Consider the following 14,532-nt stretch of genomic DNA (forward strand, 5'->3'; position numbering starts at 1 on the left):
CCGTCCCCCCGCTCCGGCGCCCGCGCTACGGCTTGCGCATGCCGTTCGCCGTCGCGACCGCCCGCAGCACCGCCGCCGCCTTGTTGCGGCACTCGGCGTCCTCGGCGTCCGGATCGGAGTCCGCGACAACGCCCGCGCCCGCCTGGACGTACGCGGTGCCGTCGCGCAGCAGCGCGGTACGGATCGCGATCGCGGTGTCGGCGTCCCCGGCGAAGTCCAGATAGCCGACGCAGCCGCCGTACAGTCCGCGCCGGAACGGCTCCAGCTCCTCGATGATCTGCATCGCCCGCGGCTTGGGCGCCCCGGACAGGGTGCCGGCCGGGAAGCACGCGGTCAGCACGTCGAAGGCGCTGCGGCCGGCGGCGACCTTCCCGGTGACGGTGGACACGATGTGCATCACGTGCGAGTAGCGCTCCACCGACATGAAGTCGACGACCTCGACCGTGCCGGGCTCGCAGACCCGGCCCAGGTCGTTGCGCCCGAGGTCGACCAGCATCAGGTGCTCGGCCCGCTCCTTGGGGTCGGCGAGCAGTTCCTCGGCGAGCGCGCTGTCGGCCTGCGGGGTGGCGCCGCGCGGCCGGGTGCCGGCGATCGGGTGCAGCAGCGCCCGGCCGCCCTCGACCTTCACCAGCGCCTCCGGGCTGGAGCCCACCACGTCGAAGGCTCCGCCCTCGTCGCCGGGGAAGCGCAGCAGGTACATGTACGGGCTGGGGTTGGTGGCCCGCAGCACCCGGTAGACGTCCAGGGCGCTCGCCGAGCAGGGTGTCTCGAACCGCTGCGAGGGCACCACCTGGAACGCCTCGCCGGCCCGGATCCGCTCCTTGATGTCCACCACCGCCGCCTTGAAGTTGTCGCCGCCCCAGTACGCGGTGTAGCCGAAGTCGGCCGACTCCGGCAGCACGGCGGGTTCGCTCGGCGCGGGCCGGGCCAGGTCCGCCTCCATGACGTCGAGCCGGGCCACCGCGTCCGCGTACGCCTCGTCCACGCCGGTGTCCCGGTCGTTGTGGTTGATCGCGTTGGCGATCAGCAGCACCGAGCCGTCCCAGTGGTCGAACACCGCCAGGTCGGAGGTCAGCAGCATGGTCAGTTCGGGCAGCCGCAGGGTGTCCGCGCCGTGCTCGCCGATGCGCTCCAGCCGGCGCACGATGTCGTAGCCGAGGTAGCCGACCATGCCGCCGGTGAAGGGCGGCATACCGGCCGCCAGGTCGCGCGGGGTGTGCAGCGCCTCGACGGTGGCGCCCAGCGCGGCCAGCGGGTCGCCGTCGACGGGGACGCCGACCGGCGGAGTGCCCAGCCAGTGCGCCCGGCCGTCCCGTACCGTCAGCGTGGCCGAGGAGCGCACGCCGACGAAGGAGTAGCGGGACCACGAGCGGCTGTTCTCCGCGGACTCCAGCAGGAAGGTGCCGACCCGTTCCCCGGCGAGCTTGCGGTACAGACCGACGGGGGTGTCGCCGTCCGCGAGGAGGCGCCGGCTGACCGGGATGACTCGGCGGTCGACCGCGAGTTTGCGGAAGGTTTCCAGGTCCATGGCCGCAGACCTTACTGGCCCGCGGGCGTGCCCGGCGCGGCCGGCAGGACGTCCGCGTCGAAGCAGGTCCGGTCCCCGGTGTGGCAGGCCGCGCCCACCTGGTCGACCCGGACCAGCAACGTGTCCCCGTCGCAGTCCAGGGCGACCGCCTTGACGTGCTGGACGTGGCCGGAGGTGTCGCCCTTGACCCAGTACTCCCGCCGGCTGCGGCTCCAGTACGTGCAGCGGCCGGTGGTCAGCGTGCGGTGCAGCGCCTCGGCGTCCATCCAGCCGAGCATCAGCACCTCGCCGGTGTCGTACTGCTGCGCGATGGCCGGAATCAGCCCCTCGGGAGTGAGCTTGAGGCGGGCGGCGATGGCGGGATCGAGTGAAGTCGCGGGCATGCCGCCATTCTGCCGCCGATCCGCGGCAACGCGAAAAGCCGCATTAAATAGCAAAGGGTACAGGCAAGTTGTCCGTCATCCGGTGTTCGCTCGCTGTTGTCACCCGTATGGGGCATCCTGCCTGCATGGGTTTTCCTCCGCCGCCACCGAATGGTCCGCCGCCGCCTCCCGATCAGGGCGGCGGCTACGGTCCGCCGCAGGGTTACGGCCCGCCCCCTCCCCCGCCGCCGGGTGACAGCGGCTACGGCTACGGCCAGCAGCCGCAAGGCGACCCGGGCTACGGTTACGGCCAGCAGCCGCAGGGCGACCAGGGGTACGGCTACCCCCAGCAGGGCGGCCAGAACTACGGCTATCCGCAGGAGCAGCAGGGCTACGGCTACGGCCCGCCCGCGCAGCCCGGCCCCCCGGCACCGCCCGGGGGCTACGGCGCTCCGCCCGAGTACGGCTACGGCTACCCGCCGCCCGGTCCGGGCGGCTATCCGCCGGGGCCGCCGCCGAACCACACCAAGCGCAACGTGTGGCTCGCGATCGGCGCGGTCGTGGTGATCGGCGCGGTCATCGGCGCCGTCGTGGCGGCCGGCGGCAGCGACGGCGACAACACCGCCGACAACAACAAGCCGCCGACGGTCAGCGGGCTGCCGTCCCTGCCCACGGGGCTGCCCACCGGGCTGCCCTCCGACCTCCCGACGGGCACGCCGACCTTCGACCTGCCCACCGACACGCCGACCTTCGACCTGCCGACCGACCTCGACCCGACGCCGACCGAGAAGCTGGTCCCCTACGTGGCGCTGCCGCCGGGCCAGTGCTTCGACGCGCCGACGCTGACGAAGACGGTGGACAAGGTCACCACCCGCTCCTGCGCCGCGGCGCACGACGCCCAGGTGGTCGCCAACGAGACGCTGAGCGGCTCCTTCGCCAGCGACGAGGAGATCCAGACCAAGGCGCTGGACCTGTGCACCGCGGACGCCAGGAAGCACCTGCCGGCCGACGGCAGGGAGTACTACCCGTACGCGCTGTTCCCGAAGCTGGTCACCTACGAGCTGCAGAACAAGAAGACGGTGACCTGCTCGCTGACCCGCAACGACGGCACCAACGGGGTGAAGCTCTACAGCAGGCTCGGCTGAACCGGGCGGGTGAGGAGCGGACGTACAGCCCAATCAGGACTAACCTGGCGGCATGTCGAGTCATGCACAGCGTGAACGTCTGCTCCTCGCCGACCTGCTGGAGCGATCGGGGCCCGACGCCCCGACGCTGTGCGAGGGTTGGCGGACCCGGGACCTGGCCGCGCACGTGGTGGTGCGCGAGCGGCGCGGCGACGCGGCCGCCGGGATCCTGATCCCCCGGCTCGCGCCCCGGCTGGAGCGGGTCCGCGGCGAGTTCGCGGCCAAGCCCTACGATGAGCTGATCCGGCTGATCAGGACCGGTCCGCCGCGGCTGTCCCCCTTCGCCGTCAAGCAGCTCGACGAGATCTCCAACACCGTCGAGTTCTACGTGCACACCGAGGACGTCCGGCGGGCCGCGCCCGACTGGACACCGCGGGTCGTCGACCCGCTGCTCGCCGAGACCCTCTGGAACCGCCTGGAGCGCGGCGGCCGGCTGCTCGGCCGCCGGGCCCCGGTCGGCCTCGTCCTGCGCCGCCCCGACGGCCAGACCGTGGTGGCCCACAAGGGCTCCCCGGTGGTGACCGTGACCGGGGAGCCGAGCGAGCTGACGCTCTTCGCCTTCGGCCGCCAGTCGGCCGCCAAGGTCACGACCGAGGGCGACCAGGACGCGGTGGCGAAGGCGTACGCGGCCGAGCTCGGCATGTAGGCGCCCCGCCGCCCGGACGGACGTCCCAGGGGGTACGCCGCCCAGACCGGGCTCCGGGCGCCGCCGCGGGCGGCCCGCCGCAATCAGCGGACCGGGTGACCGGCCTCGCGCAGCGCCGCCTTGACCTCGCCGATGCGCAGGTCGCCGAAGTGGAAGACGGAGGCGGCCAGCACCGCGTCGGCCCCCGCGGCCACCGCCGGGGCGAAGTCGCCGGCCTTGCCCGCGCCGCCGGAGGCGATCACCGGGACGGACACGTGCGCGCGCACCGCGGCGATCATCTCGGTGTCGTAGCCGTCCTTGGTGCCGTCGGCGTCCATCGAGTTGAGCAGGATCTCCCCCGCGCCCAGCTCGGCCGCCCGGTGCGCCCACTCCACCGCGTCGACACCGGTACCACGCCGGCCGCCGTGCGTGGTGACCTCGAAGGAGCCGTCGGCGGTGCGGCGGGCGTCCACCGACAGCACCAGCACCTGCCGCCCGAAGCGCTCGGCGATCTCCTGGATCAGCTCGGGCCTGGCGATGGCCGCGGTGTTGACGCCCACCTTGTCCGCGCCGGCCCGCAGCAGCTTGTCGACGTCCTCGGCGCTGCGCACCCCGCCGCCGACGGTCAGCGGGATGAAGACCTGCTCCGCGGTGCGCCGCACCACGTCGTAGGTGGTCTCCCGGTCGCCCGAGGACGCAGTGATGTCCAGGAAGGTGAGCTCGTCGGCGCCCTCGGCGTCGTAGAGCTTGGCCATCTCGACCGGGTCGCCCGCGTCCCGCAGGTTCCGGAAGTTGACGCCCTTGACGACCCGCCCGGCGTCCACGTCCAGGCAGGGGATGACTCGGACCGCGAGGGTCATGCGGCGGCTCCTGGCTCGGGGGCGTGCGGGGGCCGCTGGGCCGGCGCGGCCGCCGGGGACCGTTCGGCCGCCGGGGACCGCGGGGGTTCCTGCGGCCCCGGCCGGTCACCGGCGGGGCGCTCCGCGCCGGAGCCGCCGGCGGCCGGGCCGCCTGCGGCGGCGGACCGGTACGCCTCGATCTCGACCTCGACCAGCACCCGGGAGTCGGAGAACCCGGCCACCACCACCATCGTGGCGGCCGGCCGCACCAGGCCGAACAGCTCCCGGTGGGCCCGGCCCACCTCGTCGACGTCCCTGGCGTGGCTGAGGTACATCCGGGTCCTGATCACGCTCCCGGCGTCCAGGCCGAACGGTTCGAGCGCGGCGAGCGCGCTGCGGAAGGCGCTCAGGGTCTGCTCGTACGGCTCGTCCTCGCCCGGTACGGCGCCGTCCGTCGGGTCGGGCATCATCCCGGCGACGATCACCCGGTCGCCGGCGGCCACCGCGCGGGCCGAGCCGATCGCCTCTTCCCACGCGCTACCGGACTGTTCACGGCGCACACCAGCGTTGCCGGTCATCGTGACACTGCCTCCAGGGCTTCTTCGAGCGTGAACGCCTTCGCGTAGAGCGCCTTTCCGACAATGGCGCCCTCCACACCCGCCGGGACCAGACCGGCGACGGCCCGCAGGTCGGCCAGGCTGGACACCCCGCCGGAGGCGACCACGGGCTTGTCGGTGGCCGCGCACACATCGCGCAGCAGGTCCAGGTTGGGGCCCTGCAGGGTGCCGTCCTTGGCGATGTCGGTGACCACGTAGCGGGCGCAGCCCTCGGCGTCCAGCCTGGCCAGCGTCTCGTACAGGTCGCCGCCGTCACGGGTCCAGCCGCGCCCGCGCAGCGTGGTGCCGCGGACGTCCAGGCCGACCGCGATCCGGTCGCCGTGCTCGGCGATCACCTTCGCCACCCACTGCGGGCTCTCCAGCGCGGCCGTCCCGAGGTTGACCCGGGTGCAGCCGGTGGCCAGGGCCGCGGCGAGGGTGTCGTCGTCCCGGATGCCGCCGGACAGCTCGACCTTGATGTCCATACTGCGGGCCACCTCGCCGATCAGCGCCCGGTTGTCGCCGGTGCCGAAGGCCGCGTCCAGGTCCACCAGGTGCAGCCACTGCGCACCGGCCCGCTGCCAGGCGAGCGCGGCGGCGAGCGGCTCGCCGTACGACGTCTCAGAGCCGGACTCGCCGTGCACGAGGCGGACGGCCTGGCCGTCCCTGACGTCGACGGCGGGGAGGAGTTCGAGCTTGGTCATCGCGATGCGGTCCTCGGTCCTGGCGGAAGGCGGAAAAGGCGGACGAGACGGTTAGGACGAAAACATTCAGGAAGGGCGGGAAAGGCGGGAGGGGCGGAAAGCGGGGGGGAAGGCCGGGCGGCGGGCGGTCCGGGGGCGGGGCCGGGCGGGGGCGCGGGCCGCCGGCTAGAGGGTGCCGAGCCAGTTGGCCAGCAGCTGCGCCCCCGCGTCCCCGGACTTCTCCGGATGGAACTGGGTGGCCCACAGCGGCCCGTTCTCCACCGCGGCCACGAACGGCTCGCCGTGGGTGGTCCAGGCCACCTTGGGGGCGCGGATGGCGCCGTTGTGGGCGTCCAGCCGCCACTCGCGTACGGCGTAGGAGTGCACGAAGTAGAACCGGGCGTCCTCGTCCAGACCGGCGAACTGCCGGGAGTCCTCGGGGGCCCGTACCGTGTTCCAGCCCATGTGCGGGACGACCGGGGCGTTCAGCGGCTCGACGGTGCCGGGCCACTCGTCCAGGCCGTCGCTCTGCACGCCGTGCTCGATGCCCCGGGCGAAGAGGATCTGCATACCGACGCAGATGCCCATCACCGGGCGCCCGCCGGCCAGCCGGCGGCCGACGATCCAGTCGCCGCGTACCGCGGTCAGCCCGGCCATGCAGGCCGCGAAGGCGCCGACACCGGGCACCAGCAGCCCGTCGGCGGCCATCGCCCGGTCGTAGTCGGCGGTGATCTCCACCTCGGCGCCGGCCCTGGCCAGCGCGCGCTCGGCGGACCGGATGTTGCCGAAGCCGTAGTCGAGCACCACGACGCTCTTGGTCATCGCCGCGCCCCTACAGCTGGAGCAGTCCGGCCACGACCGCCATCACCGAGCCGATCGCCAGCAGGGTGATGACGCTCTTGGACTGCTTCTGCTTCCAGAACGAGTAGACCCCGCCGGCCAGGAACAGCCCCAGCAGGATGAAGAGGGAAGACCCCTTGTTCACAGCGCGCCCTTCGTCGACGGCAGGATCCCCGCGGCGCGCGGATCGCGCTCGCTGGCGTAACGCAGCGCCCTGGCCAGCGCCTTGAACTGGCACTCCACGATGTGGTGCGCGTTGCGCCCGTACGGTACGTGGACGTGCAGGGCGATCTGCGCCTGCGCGACGAAGGACTCCAGGATGTGCCGGGTCATCGTCGTGTCGTAGCCGCCGATCATCGGCGCCATGTTCTCCGGCTCGGTGTGCACCAGGTAGGGGCGGCCGGAGAGGTCCACGGTGACCTGGGCGAGGGACTCGTCCAGCGGCACCGTGCAGTTGCCGAAGCGGTAGATGCCGACCTTGTCGCCGAGCGCCTGCTTGAAGGCGGCGCCGAGGGCGAGGGCGGTGTCCTCGATGGTGTGGTGGGTGTCGATGTGCAGGTCGCCCTCGGTCTTCACGCTGAGGTCGAACAGGCCGTGCCGGCCGAGCTGGTCGAGCATGTGGTCGTAGAAGCCGACGCCGGTCGACACCGACACCTGGCCGGTGCCGTCCAGGTCGATCTCGACGACGGTGGACGTCTCCTTGGTGGTGCGTTCCACCCGGCCCAGGCGGGTCATACGGACTCCTCGGTACGGTGTTCGGTGCGCGGCGGCCGGCTCTGCTGTTCCTTGAAAACGGTCCGGGCGGCGTCGAGGAAGGCGTCGTTCTCGGCCGGGGTGCCCGCGGTGACCCGCAGCCGGCCGGGTACGCCGTTGTCGCGGACCAGGACGCCGCGGTCGAGGAGCGCCTGCCAGGCAGCGTGGCTGTCGGCGAACCGGCCGAACTGCACGAAGTTGGCGTCGGACGCGGTGACCTCGTAGCCGATCGCCGTCAGTTCGGCGACCAGCCGGTCCCGCTCGGCCTTGAGCTGCTCGACGTAGCCGAGCAGGGTGTCGGTGTGCTCCAGCGCGGCCAGCGCGGTCGCCTGGGTGATCGAGGACAGGTGGTAGGGCAGCCGGACCAGCTGGACGGCGTCCACCACCGCCGGGTCGGCGGCCAGGTAGCCGAGTCGCAGCCCGGCCGCCCCGAACGCCTTGGACATGGTCCGGGTCAGCACCAGGTTCGGGCGGCCATCGATCAGCGGCAGCAGCGAGGGCCGGTGCGAGAACTCCCCGTACGCCTCGTCGACCACGACCATGGAGGGTCCGGCGGCCATCGCGGCCTCGTGGAGCGCGAGGACGGTCTCGGCGGCGACCGCGGTGCCGGTCGGGTTGTTCGGCGAGCAGACGAACACCACGTCGGGCGCGCGCTCGGCGATCTCCCGGGTGGCGGCGGCCACGTCGATGGTGAAGTCGTCGCCGCGCGGCCCGGAGATCCACCCGGTGCCGGTGCCACGGGAGATCAGCGCGTGCATCGAGTACGAGGGCTCGAAGCCGATGGCGGTGCGGCCGGGGCCGCCGAAGGTCTGCAGCAGCTGCTGGATGACCTCGTTGGAGCCGTTGGCGGCCCACACCTGCTCCACGCCGACCGGGTGGCCCGCGGTCCGGGTCAGGTACCGGGCGAGTCCGGCGCGCAGCTCGACCGCGTCCCGGTCGGGGTAGCGGTTCAGGCCGCGGGCGGCCTCGGCCACGCGCTCGGCGATCCGGGCGACCAGCGGTTCGGGCAGCGGGTAGGGGTTCTCGTTGGTGTTCAGCCGCACCGGTACGTCGAGCTGGGGGGCGCCGTACGGGGACTGGCCGCGCAGCTCGGCGCGGACCGGCAGGTCGTCGACGCGGGTCACCGGTCGGCTCCGAACCTGACGCTGACCGCCGCGCCGTGCGCGGGCAGGTCCTCGGCCTCGGCGAGGGTCACCACGTGGTGGGCGACCTCGGCGAGCGCGGCCCGCGAGTAGTCCACGACGTGGATGCCGCGCAGGAAGGACTGCACGGACAGGCCCGAGGAGTGGCAGGCGCAGCCGCCGGTGGGCAGCACGTGGTTGGAGCCGGCGCAGTAGTCGCCCAGCGAGACCGGGGCGTGGGGGCCGACGAAGACCGCGCCGGCGTTGCGTACCCGGGCGGCGACGGCGGGCGCGTCCTCGGTGTGGATCTCCAGGTGCTCGGCGGCGTAGGCGTCGACCACCTCCAGGCCCTGGGCGAGGCTGTCGACCAGGACGGTCGCGGACTGCCGGCCGGACAGCGCGGCGGCGATCCGGTCCCGGTGCCGGGCGGCGGCGACCTGGACGTCCAGCTCCTTGTCGACCGCGTCGGCCAGCTCGGCGGAGGTGGTGACCAGGACGGCTGCGGCCAGCGGGTCGTGCTCGGCCTGGCTGATCAGGTCGGCGGCGACGAAGGCGGCCTCGGCGGTGGCGTCGGCGAGGATGGCGATCTCGGTCGGCCCGGCCTCGGCGTCGATCCCGACCCGGCCCTTGAGCAGGCGCTTGGCGGCGGCGACGTAGATGTTGCCGGGGCCGGTGACCAGGTCGACCGGGCGGCACTCGTCGGTGCCGTAGGCGAACATGGCGATCGCCTGGGCGCCGCCGGCGGCGTACACCTCGGTCACGCCGAGCAGGGCGCAGGCGGCCAGGATGGTGGGGTGCGGCGACCCGCCGAACTCCTTCTGCGGCGGTGAGGCGACCGCGACGCCGGCGACGCCGGCCTCCTGGGCGGGCACCACGTTCATCACCACGGAGGACGGGTAGACCGCGATACCGCCGGGCACGTACAGCCCGACCCGCCCGACCGGCACCCACCGCTCGGTGACGGTGCCGCCGGGGACGACCTGGGTGGTGACGTCGGTACGCCGCTGCTCGCGGTGCACCAGCCGGGCCCGCCGGACGGACTCCTCCAGGGCGGCCCTGACCGCCGGGTCCAGGCCCGCCAGCGCGTCCCGCAGCGCCGCCTCCGGCACCCGCAGCCGCTCAGGCCGTACGCCGTCGAACCGCTCCCCGTACTCGATGACCGCCTGCGTCCCGCGATGGCGTACGTCCTCGCAGATGGGCCGCACGGTGTCCAGCGCGGCCTCCACGTCGAAGTCGGCGCGAGGCAGCAGGTCGCGGTCGATCCCGCCCTCCGGGAAGGCGGTACCGCGCAGATCGATTCGGGAGATCACGCTGCCAAGTGTAGAGACCCGGTCATGGCGGACGTTCCGCGGTTCCACTCCGTGATACGCGGTGATCCCGCCGCGAGACGCCGCGACCAGCCGCGATCAGCTCCGCGGACACCGCGGGGCGCCGCGGGGACCGGGGGAGGCCGTTGCCGGTCGCGCGGCCCCGCCGGTCCCGCTGCGCTGCTCCGGGTCCGGTCCGGGTCCGGTCCGGGTCCGCCGGGCCGCCCGCGGGCCCCCGGGTCCCCTCCTCCCCCGCCGCCCGCCCCGCTAGCGTGTGCGCCGACACGGGGGAAGGGGTCGAGGTGGCTGAGCCGGCGGAACTCGCGGCGCCGCAGGGGTGGACGCCGGTCGAGCAGCGCATGTGGCGGGCCTTCCGGGCCGGGCGGACCTGCGACCTGCGCCCGCGCGGGGCGGACCGGGAGGAACCGCTGACCGGCCCGCCGTGGCCGGCGTGGCGGACGGTGCGGGCGCAGGCGGTCGCGGAGCTGCTGCTCGACCCGCCACCGCCGGTGCCCGGCCGGGTGGCCGCGCTGAAACTGGCCGGGATGCGGATCAGCGGCCGGCTGACGCTGGCCGGCGGCACGGTCACCCCGTACCTCCAGCTGGACGACTGCCGCTTCGACGAGCAGGTGCTGATGCCGGAGTGCCGGGCCGGCAGCATGCGGATGGTCCGCTGTCTGATACCCCGGCTGGAGGCGGCCCGGCTCCAGGTGAGCGGTGACCTGCACCTGCCGCAGTGCCTGGTGACCGGCGGCATCCGGCTGACCGACGCGCAGATCGGCACCGACCTGCTCATGAACCAGCTGACCGTGCGGCGGGACCGGCACAGCCGGGCGGTGTCCGCCGACGGGCTGTTCGTCGGCCAGGACGTGGACGCCGAGCTGATGGACGTCATCGGGGAGTTCAGCCTGCGCAGCGCCCGGATCGGCGGCCGGCTCAGTCTGCGCGGCACCGTGCTGCGCAACCCCTACGGCCGGTACGCGCTCAACGCCGCCCGGGTCGGCGTCGAGCACACCCTGTACCTCACGGCCGGCTGGAACGCGCTGGACGGTGCCCCCGGCGACACCCGGCCGCCGGTCGGGGCGACGGTCCGGGACTTCGAGTGCGAGGGCGGCCTGCGGCTGGACGACGCGCGGATCGGCAACGCGGTGATCGTCAGCCGGGCGCACTTCCGGCTGGCGGAGGACCAGCAGGTGTCGCTGCGCCGGCTGCAGACCCCGGAGCTGCGGTTCACCCCGGGCGAGCCGCCGCTGGGCCCGGTGTCGCTGGCCGGCGCCCGGGTCGGCAAGCTGGTCGACGCGCGCGACAGCTGGCCGGCCGCCGGGCTGCTGGACCTGACCGGCTTCGGCTACGACGAACTGGCCAGCCGGGACGACTTCCCGCTGCGGGCCAGGATCCGGTGGCTGCACGCGGCCACCCCCGAGTACAGCCCGGGGCCCTACGAGCGGCTGGCCGCCGCGCTGCGCTCGGGCGGTGAGGACGCCGAGGCGCGCGAGGTGCTGCTGGCCAAGCAGCGGCGCCGCCGGGAGTCGCTGCCGCCGGCCGGCCGGGTGTGGGGCTGGCTCCAGGACGTCACGGTCGGGTACGGCTACCGGCCCGGCCGGGCCGCGGTGTGGATGGCGCTGGTGTGGGCGCTGGGCACGGTGTACTTCGCGGCGCGCGGCACCCCGCCGCCCGCCGACAGCGGCGGCTACCGGCCGCACTGGAACCCGGCGCTCTACGCCTTGGACCTGCTGCTGCCGGTGATCGACCTGGGCCAGGACAACGCCTGGCGGGAGGCCGGAATCAGCCAGTGGGTGGCGTCCGGCATGACCCTGCTCGGCTGGATGCTGGCGACGACCGCGGCGGCGGGGGCGTCCCGGCTGCTGCGCCGGGGCACCTGAGGGGATCCGGCGCGGCGCCACCGGGAACAGCGGGTGACGGAGCGGGCCGCCGTGCCCGTACCCTGGCTTGCTGTGACCGATCGCCTTCCGCTCTTCCCGCTCAGCTCGGCGCTCTTCCCCGGCCTGGTGCTGCCGCTGAACGTCTTCGAGGACCGGTACCGCGCCCTTGTCGGCGGCCTGCTGGCGCTGCCCGAGGACACACCCCGGCGGTTCGGGGTGGTGGCGATCAAGAACGGTCACGAAGTGGCACCCACCGGTCAGGAAGGCCGGGTCATCGGGCCGATGACCGGCCTGGGCGACGACCCGATGACCGCGCTGCACGGCTACGGCTGCATCGCGGAGGCGGCCGGTATCGCCGAGCGCGACGACGGCGGGTACGAGCTGGTCGCGACCGGCGTCATGAGGTTCCGGCTGCTGTCGGTGGACACCACCGGCGCGTACCTGACCGGCGAGGTCGAGGAGGTCCCGGACGAGCCGGGCGGCGACGCGGGAGCGCTCACCGCGGAGGTGACGCGGGCCTTCGGCACCTACCAGAAGCGGCTGGCCGGGGCGCGGGAGCGGACGCTGTCGGCGCAGGAGCTCCCCGACGACCCGACCGTGCTGTCCTACCTCATCGCGGCGGCGATGATCGCCGAGGGCCCGGTGAAGCAGCAGCTGCTGGAGGCGCCGGACACCGCGGCCCGGCTGACCGCGGAGCTGCGGCTGCTGCACCGCGAGACCGCGATCATCGAGAAGCTGCCGTCGCTGCCCGCGGCGGAGCTGACCCAGACACCGACCTGCGCGAACTGACGGCGGGACCCGATGGCGAAACCGACGGCGAAGAAGTCCCGGCCGGCCGGCGGCACCCCGGCCACGGCCCTGCTGGAGAAGGCCGGGGTGCCCTTCGGCGTGTACTCCTACGAGCACGACCCGGCCGCCGGGCTGTCGTACGGCGAGGAGGCGGCGCGCGCGCTCGGCGTCGTACCCGAGCGGGTCTTCAAGACGCTGGTGGCCGAGGTCGACGGCGCCCTGACCGTCGCGGTGGTGCCGGTGTCGGCGAGCCTGGACCTGAAGGCGCTGGCCGCGGCCGCGGGCGGCAAGCGGGCCGCGATGGCCGATCCGGCCGCCGCCGAGCGCAGCTCCGGCTACGTGGTCGGCGGGATCTCCCCGCTCGGCCAGCGCCGCCCGCTGCCGACCGTCGTGGACGACTCGGCGCTCGGCTTCGCGACGGTCTTCGTCTCGGCGGGCCGGCGGGGCCTGGAGGTGGAGCTGCCGCCCGCGGAGCTGGTGCGGCTCACTTCGGGGGCAGCGGCCCCCATTGCACGCCGCTAGGCAGCGGCCGGGGTTCCTCGCGCGGGCCGAACGCCGAGGTCACGCACAGGTGCGCCAGCATCGCCGCCGCCGACCAGGCGACCAGGGCGGCCTTGGCCCGCAGCTCCAGGGGACCGTCGAAGACGACCTTCGGCCCGACCTGCTTGGCGTGCGCGACGATGTCGGTGGACGGCCCGAGCCAGACGCCGATCCGCCAGCCCACCACGGACGCCAGCACGCCGCCGACCGCGAGGCCGAGCACGCTCCCCACCCCGCCGTCGCGCCGCCGCCAGAACACCAGCAGCGCGCTCACCGCGCCCAGCGCGGCGGCGATCAGCACGAACGTGCCGTCGCCGCCGATCGCCTCCTCGCCCTCGGTGTCCTTGAGGTAGACCGCCTGGCCGTCGGAGACCATCGGGATCCGCGGCGAGAGCCACAGCCACAGCAGTCCGAGGGCGATCCCGCCGATCGTGACGAGCACCGCGACCAGCACCCCCCTGCCGAGCTCGGCGGCGAACCGCTGCCGGCCGCCCGGTCCGTCACCGGGGCCGGACCCGCCCCCCGGAAAGGGCGGAAACGGCGGCTCTTGCGGCGTCAGGGGTGCGGTCACCAGCCCATCGTGCCAGGTGTCGGCGCGGGGTACGTCACCGGCAGGCGGCCCTGCGGTAGGCCCGGGTCGCGACGAACAGGGAGACCGCGCCGACCGCGGCGCACACCGACAGGTCGGCGCCGACCGCCGCCCAGTCGGTGGCCCCCCCTGCGAAGGTACGGGCGAGCGCCTGCACGCCGTACGTGGACGGCAGCAGGTCGCGCGCCCACGCGACGGGCGCGGGCAGGTGCGAGGCGGGCAGCACCCCCAGCAGCAGCGCGGCGGACATGCCGAGCTGGCCGAGCAGGGTGGCGATCTCCGGCCGGGGCGCGAGCAGCCCGAGGGCCGCGCCCAGCCCGGACAGGGCGGCGCCGGCCAGCGGGACCACCACCAGCAGCACCCACAGGTTGGCGAAGGACAGGTGGAACAGCACGCAGCCGGTGACCGCGGTGACGGCGGTGCCGGGGACGGTGAAGGAGGCGTAGGCCGCCGCCGTCCCGAGGACGACCGAGGCGGGCGGCACGGGCAGGGTCGCGTACGTGTCCAGGCCGCCGGAGGCGCGCAGCTGCCCGAAGTACTGGGCCAGCAGGTTGAGCGCCACGAAGGCCACGACGAGCACGGTGGACCCGGCGACGACGGCCCGCGCCGCCTCCCCGTCCCCGGCGTGGACGACGCCGCGCATCATGACCATGATGCCGACGGACTGGAAGGTGGCGACGAACAGCAGCGGGATCCGGGCGACCCGCGCCCGCGACAGCTGCGCCCGGTACACGGCGCCGAACGCGGCCCCCAGCCCGGCCCGGGGCGCGAGCGGCGCCGCCGCCGGCTCGTCGGCGGGGTCGGCGAGCCGCGGCCCGCCGACCGGCTGCAGGATGACGGTCACAGGGGACCTCCAGCGGTACGTTCGGGCCGGCCGGCGGAGCGGGCGGGGG

The 14,532-nt window shown here is 74.3% G+C and carries 16 protein-coding genes and 1 pseudogene; 5 read left to right on the forward strand and 12 right to left on the reverse strand.

The window, feature by feature from the left end; genetic code table 11:
- Positions 1–25: 25 nt before the first annotated feature.
- Together RLT57_RS05765 and hisI are read right to left on the reverse strand one after the other, a co-directional pair.
- Positions 26–1,528: an anthranilate synthase component I gene (locus RLT57_RS05765; RefSeq protein WP_311296279.1), complete on the reverse strand. Its 1,503-nt coding sequence runs from the start codon at positions 1,526–1,528 to the stop codon at positions 26–28.
- 11 nt (positions 1,529–1,539) lie between these two features.
- The gene (gene hisI, locus RLT57_RS05770; protein ID WP_311296280.1) at positions 1,540–1,911 is read right to left on the reverse strand and encodes a phosphoribosyl-AMP cyclohydrolase; all 372 of its coding nucleotides are present in this window, start codon (positions 1,909–1,911) and stop codon (positions 1,540–1,542) included.
- A 125-nt stretch (positions 1,912–2,036) separates the two neighbouring features.
- Between hisI and RLT57_RS05775 the strand changes: the two genes are divergently transcribed.
- Both RLT57_RS05775 and RLT57_RS05780 read left to right on the forward strand, forming a co-directional pair.
- On the forward strand, positions 2,037–3,035 hold the full coding sequence (locus RLT57_RS05775; RefSeq protein ID WP_311296281.1) for a hypothetical protein: 999 nt from the start codon (positions 2,037–2,039) through the stop codon (positions 3,033–3,035).
- 52 nt (positions 3,036–3,087) lie between these two features.
- On the forward strand, positions 3,088–3,720 hold the full coding sequence (locus RLT57_RS05780; protein WP_311296282.1) for a TIGR03085 family metal-binding protein: 633 nt from the start codon (positions 3,088–3,090) through the stop codon (positions 3,718–3,720).
- A gap of 83 nt (positions 3,721–3,803) precedes the next feature.
- Here the strand turns inward: RLT57_RS05780 and hisF are convergent, their stop codons facing one another.
- The 8 genes and pseudogenes from hisF to hisD all read right to left on the reverse strand — a co-directional run bounded on the left by hisF (position 3,804) and on the right by hisD (position 9,841).
- Positions 3,804–4,559: an imidazole glycerol phosphate synthase subunit HisF gene (hisF, locus tag RLT57_RS05785; RefSeq protein ID WP_311296283.1), complete on the reverse strand. Its 756-nt coding sequence runs from the start codon at positions 4,557–4,559 to the stop codon at positions 3,804–3,806.
- Positions 4,560–4,717: 158 nt separating this feature from the next.
- Positions 4,718–5,116: pseudogene (locus RLT57_RS05790) on the reverse strand (Rid family hydrolase); the annotation flags it as partial.
- On the reverse strand, positions 5,113–5,838 hold the full coding sequence (gene priA / locus RLT57_RS05795) for a bifunctional 1-(5-phosphoribosyl)-5-((5-phosphoribosylamino)methylideneamino)imidazole-4-carboxamide isomerase/phosphoribosylanthranilate isomerase PriA (protein ID WP_311296284.1): 726 nt from the start codon (positions 5,836–5,838) through the stop codon (positions 5,113–5,115). The pseudogene RLT57_RS05790 and the gene priA, both read right to left, overlap by 4 nt.
- Positions 5,839–6,003: 165 nt before the next feature.
- The gene (gene hisH / locus RLT57_RS05800; protein WP_311296285.1) at positions 6,004–6,639 is read right to left on the reverse strand and encodes an imidazole glycerol phosphate synthase subunit HisH; all 636 of its coding nucleotides are present in this window, start codon (positions 6,637–6,639) and stop codon (positions 6,004–6,006) included.
- Positions 6,640–6,649: 10 nt separating this feature from the next.
- Positions 6,650–6,802 carry a hypothetical protein gene (locus RLT57_RS05805; protein ID WP_311296286.1) on the reverse strand — a complete coding sequence of 51 codons (153 nt, stop codon included), beginning with the start codon at positions 6,800–6,802 and terminating at the stop codon, positions 6,650–6,652.
- Entirely contained in the window at positions 6,799–7,392 is a 594-nt protein-coding gene (hisB, locus tag RLT57_RS05810; RefSeq protein ID WP_311296287.1) for an imidazoleglycerol-phosphate dehydratase HisB, read from the reverse strand. The genes RLT57_RS05805 and hisB overlap by 4 nt, the downstream gene beginning before the upstream one ends.
- Positions 7,389–8,534 (reverse strand): histidinol-phosphate transaminase, encoded by a 1,146-nt coding sequence (locus RLT57_RS05815; protein ID WP_311296288.1) that lies wholly within the window; start codon positions 8,532–8,534, stop codon positions 7,389–7,391. Before RLT57_RS05815 ends, hisB begins: the two co-directional genes overlap by 4 nt.
- On the reverse strand, positions 8,531–9,841 hold the full coding sequence (hisD, locus tag RLT57_RS05820) for a histidinol dehydrogenase (protein ID WP_311296289.1): 1,311 nt from the start codon (positions 9,839–9,841) through the stop codon (positions 8,531–8,533). The genes RLT57_RS05815 and hisD overlap by 4 nt, the downstream gene beginning before the upstream one ends.
- Before the next feature lie 299 nt (positions 9,842–10,140).
- Between hisD and RLT57_RS05825 the strand changes: the two genes are divergently transcribed.
- From RLT57_RS05825 to ybaK, 3 genes are all read left to right on the forward strand, one after another.
- A complete protein-coding gene (locus RLT57_RS05825) occupies positions 10,141–11,721 on the forward strand; it encodes an oxidoreductase (RefSeq protein WP_399128109.1) in 1,581 nt (526 codons plus the stop codon).
- 72 nt (positions 11,722–11,793) lie between these two features.
- Entirely contained in the window at positions 11,794–12,510 is a 717-nt protein-coding gene (locus RLT57_RS05830; protein ID WP_311296290.1) for an LON peptidase substrate-binding domain-containing protein, read from the forward strand.
- A 12-nt stretch (positions 12,511–12,522) separates the two neighbouring features.
- Complete coding sequence (gene ybaK, locus RLT57_RS05835; RefSeq protein WP_311296291.1) at positions 12,523–13,032, forward strand: Cys-tRNA(Pro) deacylase; 510 nt, start codon at positions 12,523–12,525, stop codon at positions 13,030–13,032.
- Here the strand turns inward: ybaK and RLT57_RS05840 are convergent.
- Both RLT57_RS05840 and RLT57_RS05845 read right to left on the reverse strand, forming a co-directional pair.
- The gene (locus RLT57_RS05840) at positions 12,995–13,621 is read right to left on the reverse strand and encodes an ABC transporter permease (protein WP_311296292.1); all 627 of its coding nucleotides are present in this window, start codon (positions 13,619–13,621) and stop codon (positions 12,995–12,997) included. The genes ybaK and RLT57_RS05840 overlap by 38 nt on opposite strands.
- Positions 13,622–13,655: 34 nt before the next feature.
- On the reverse strand, positions 13,656–14,483 hold the full coding sequence (locus tag RLT57_RS05845; RefSeq protein WP_399128112.1) for an ABC transporter permease: 828 nt from the start codon (positions 14,481–14,483) through the stop codon (positions 13,656–13,658).
- Positions 14,484–14,532 lie beyond the last annotated feature (49 nt).

It is taken from the genome of Streptomyces sp. ITFR-21 (genome assembly GCF_031844685.1).
GTDB lineage: Bacteria > Actinomycetota > Actinomycetes > Streptomycetales > Streptomycetaceae > Actinacidiphila.

Bases quoted from the DNA above. Each gene is read 5' to 3' on its own strand.
- RLT57_RS05765 (WP_311296279.1), bottom strand. From the start codon at position 1,528: ATGGACCTGGAAACCTTCCGCAAACTCGCGGTCGACCGCCGAGTCATC.
- hisI (WP_311296280.1), bottom strand. From the start codon at position 1,911: ATGCCCGCGACTTCACTCGATCCCGCCATCGCCGCCCGCCTCAAGCTC.
- RLT57_RS05775 (WP_311296281.1), top strand. From the start codon at position 2,037: ATGGGTTTTCCTCCGCCGCCACCGAATGGTCCGCCGCCGCCTCCCGAT.
- RLT57_RS05780 (WP_311296282.1), top strand. From the start codon at position 3,088: ATGTCGAGTCATGCACAGCGTGAACGTCTGCTCCTCGCCGACCTGCTG.
- hisF (WP_311296283.1), bottom strand. From the start codon at position 4,559: ATGACCCTCGCGGTCCGAGTCATCCCCTGCCTGGACGTGGACGCCGGG.
- priA (WP_311296284.1), bottom strand. From the start codon at position 5,838: ATGACCAAGCTCGAACTCCTCCCCGCCGTCGACGTCAGGGACGGCCAG.
- hisH (WP_311296285.1), bottom strand. From the start codon at position 6,639: ATGACCAAGAGCGTCGTGGTGCTCGACTACGGCTTCGGCAACATCCGG.
- hisB (WP_311296287.1), bottom strand. From the start codon at position 7,392: ATGACCCGCCTGGGCCGGGTGGAACGCACCACCAAGGAGACGTCCACC.
- ybaK (WP_311296291.1), top strand. From the start codon at position 12,523: ATGGCGAAACCGACGGCGAAGAAGTCCCGGCCGGCCGGCGGCACCCCG.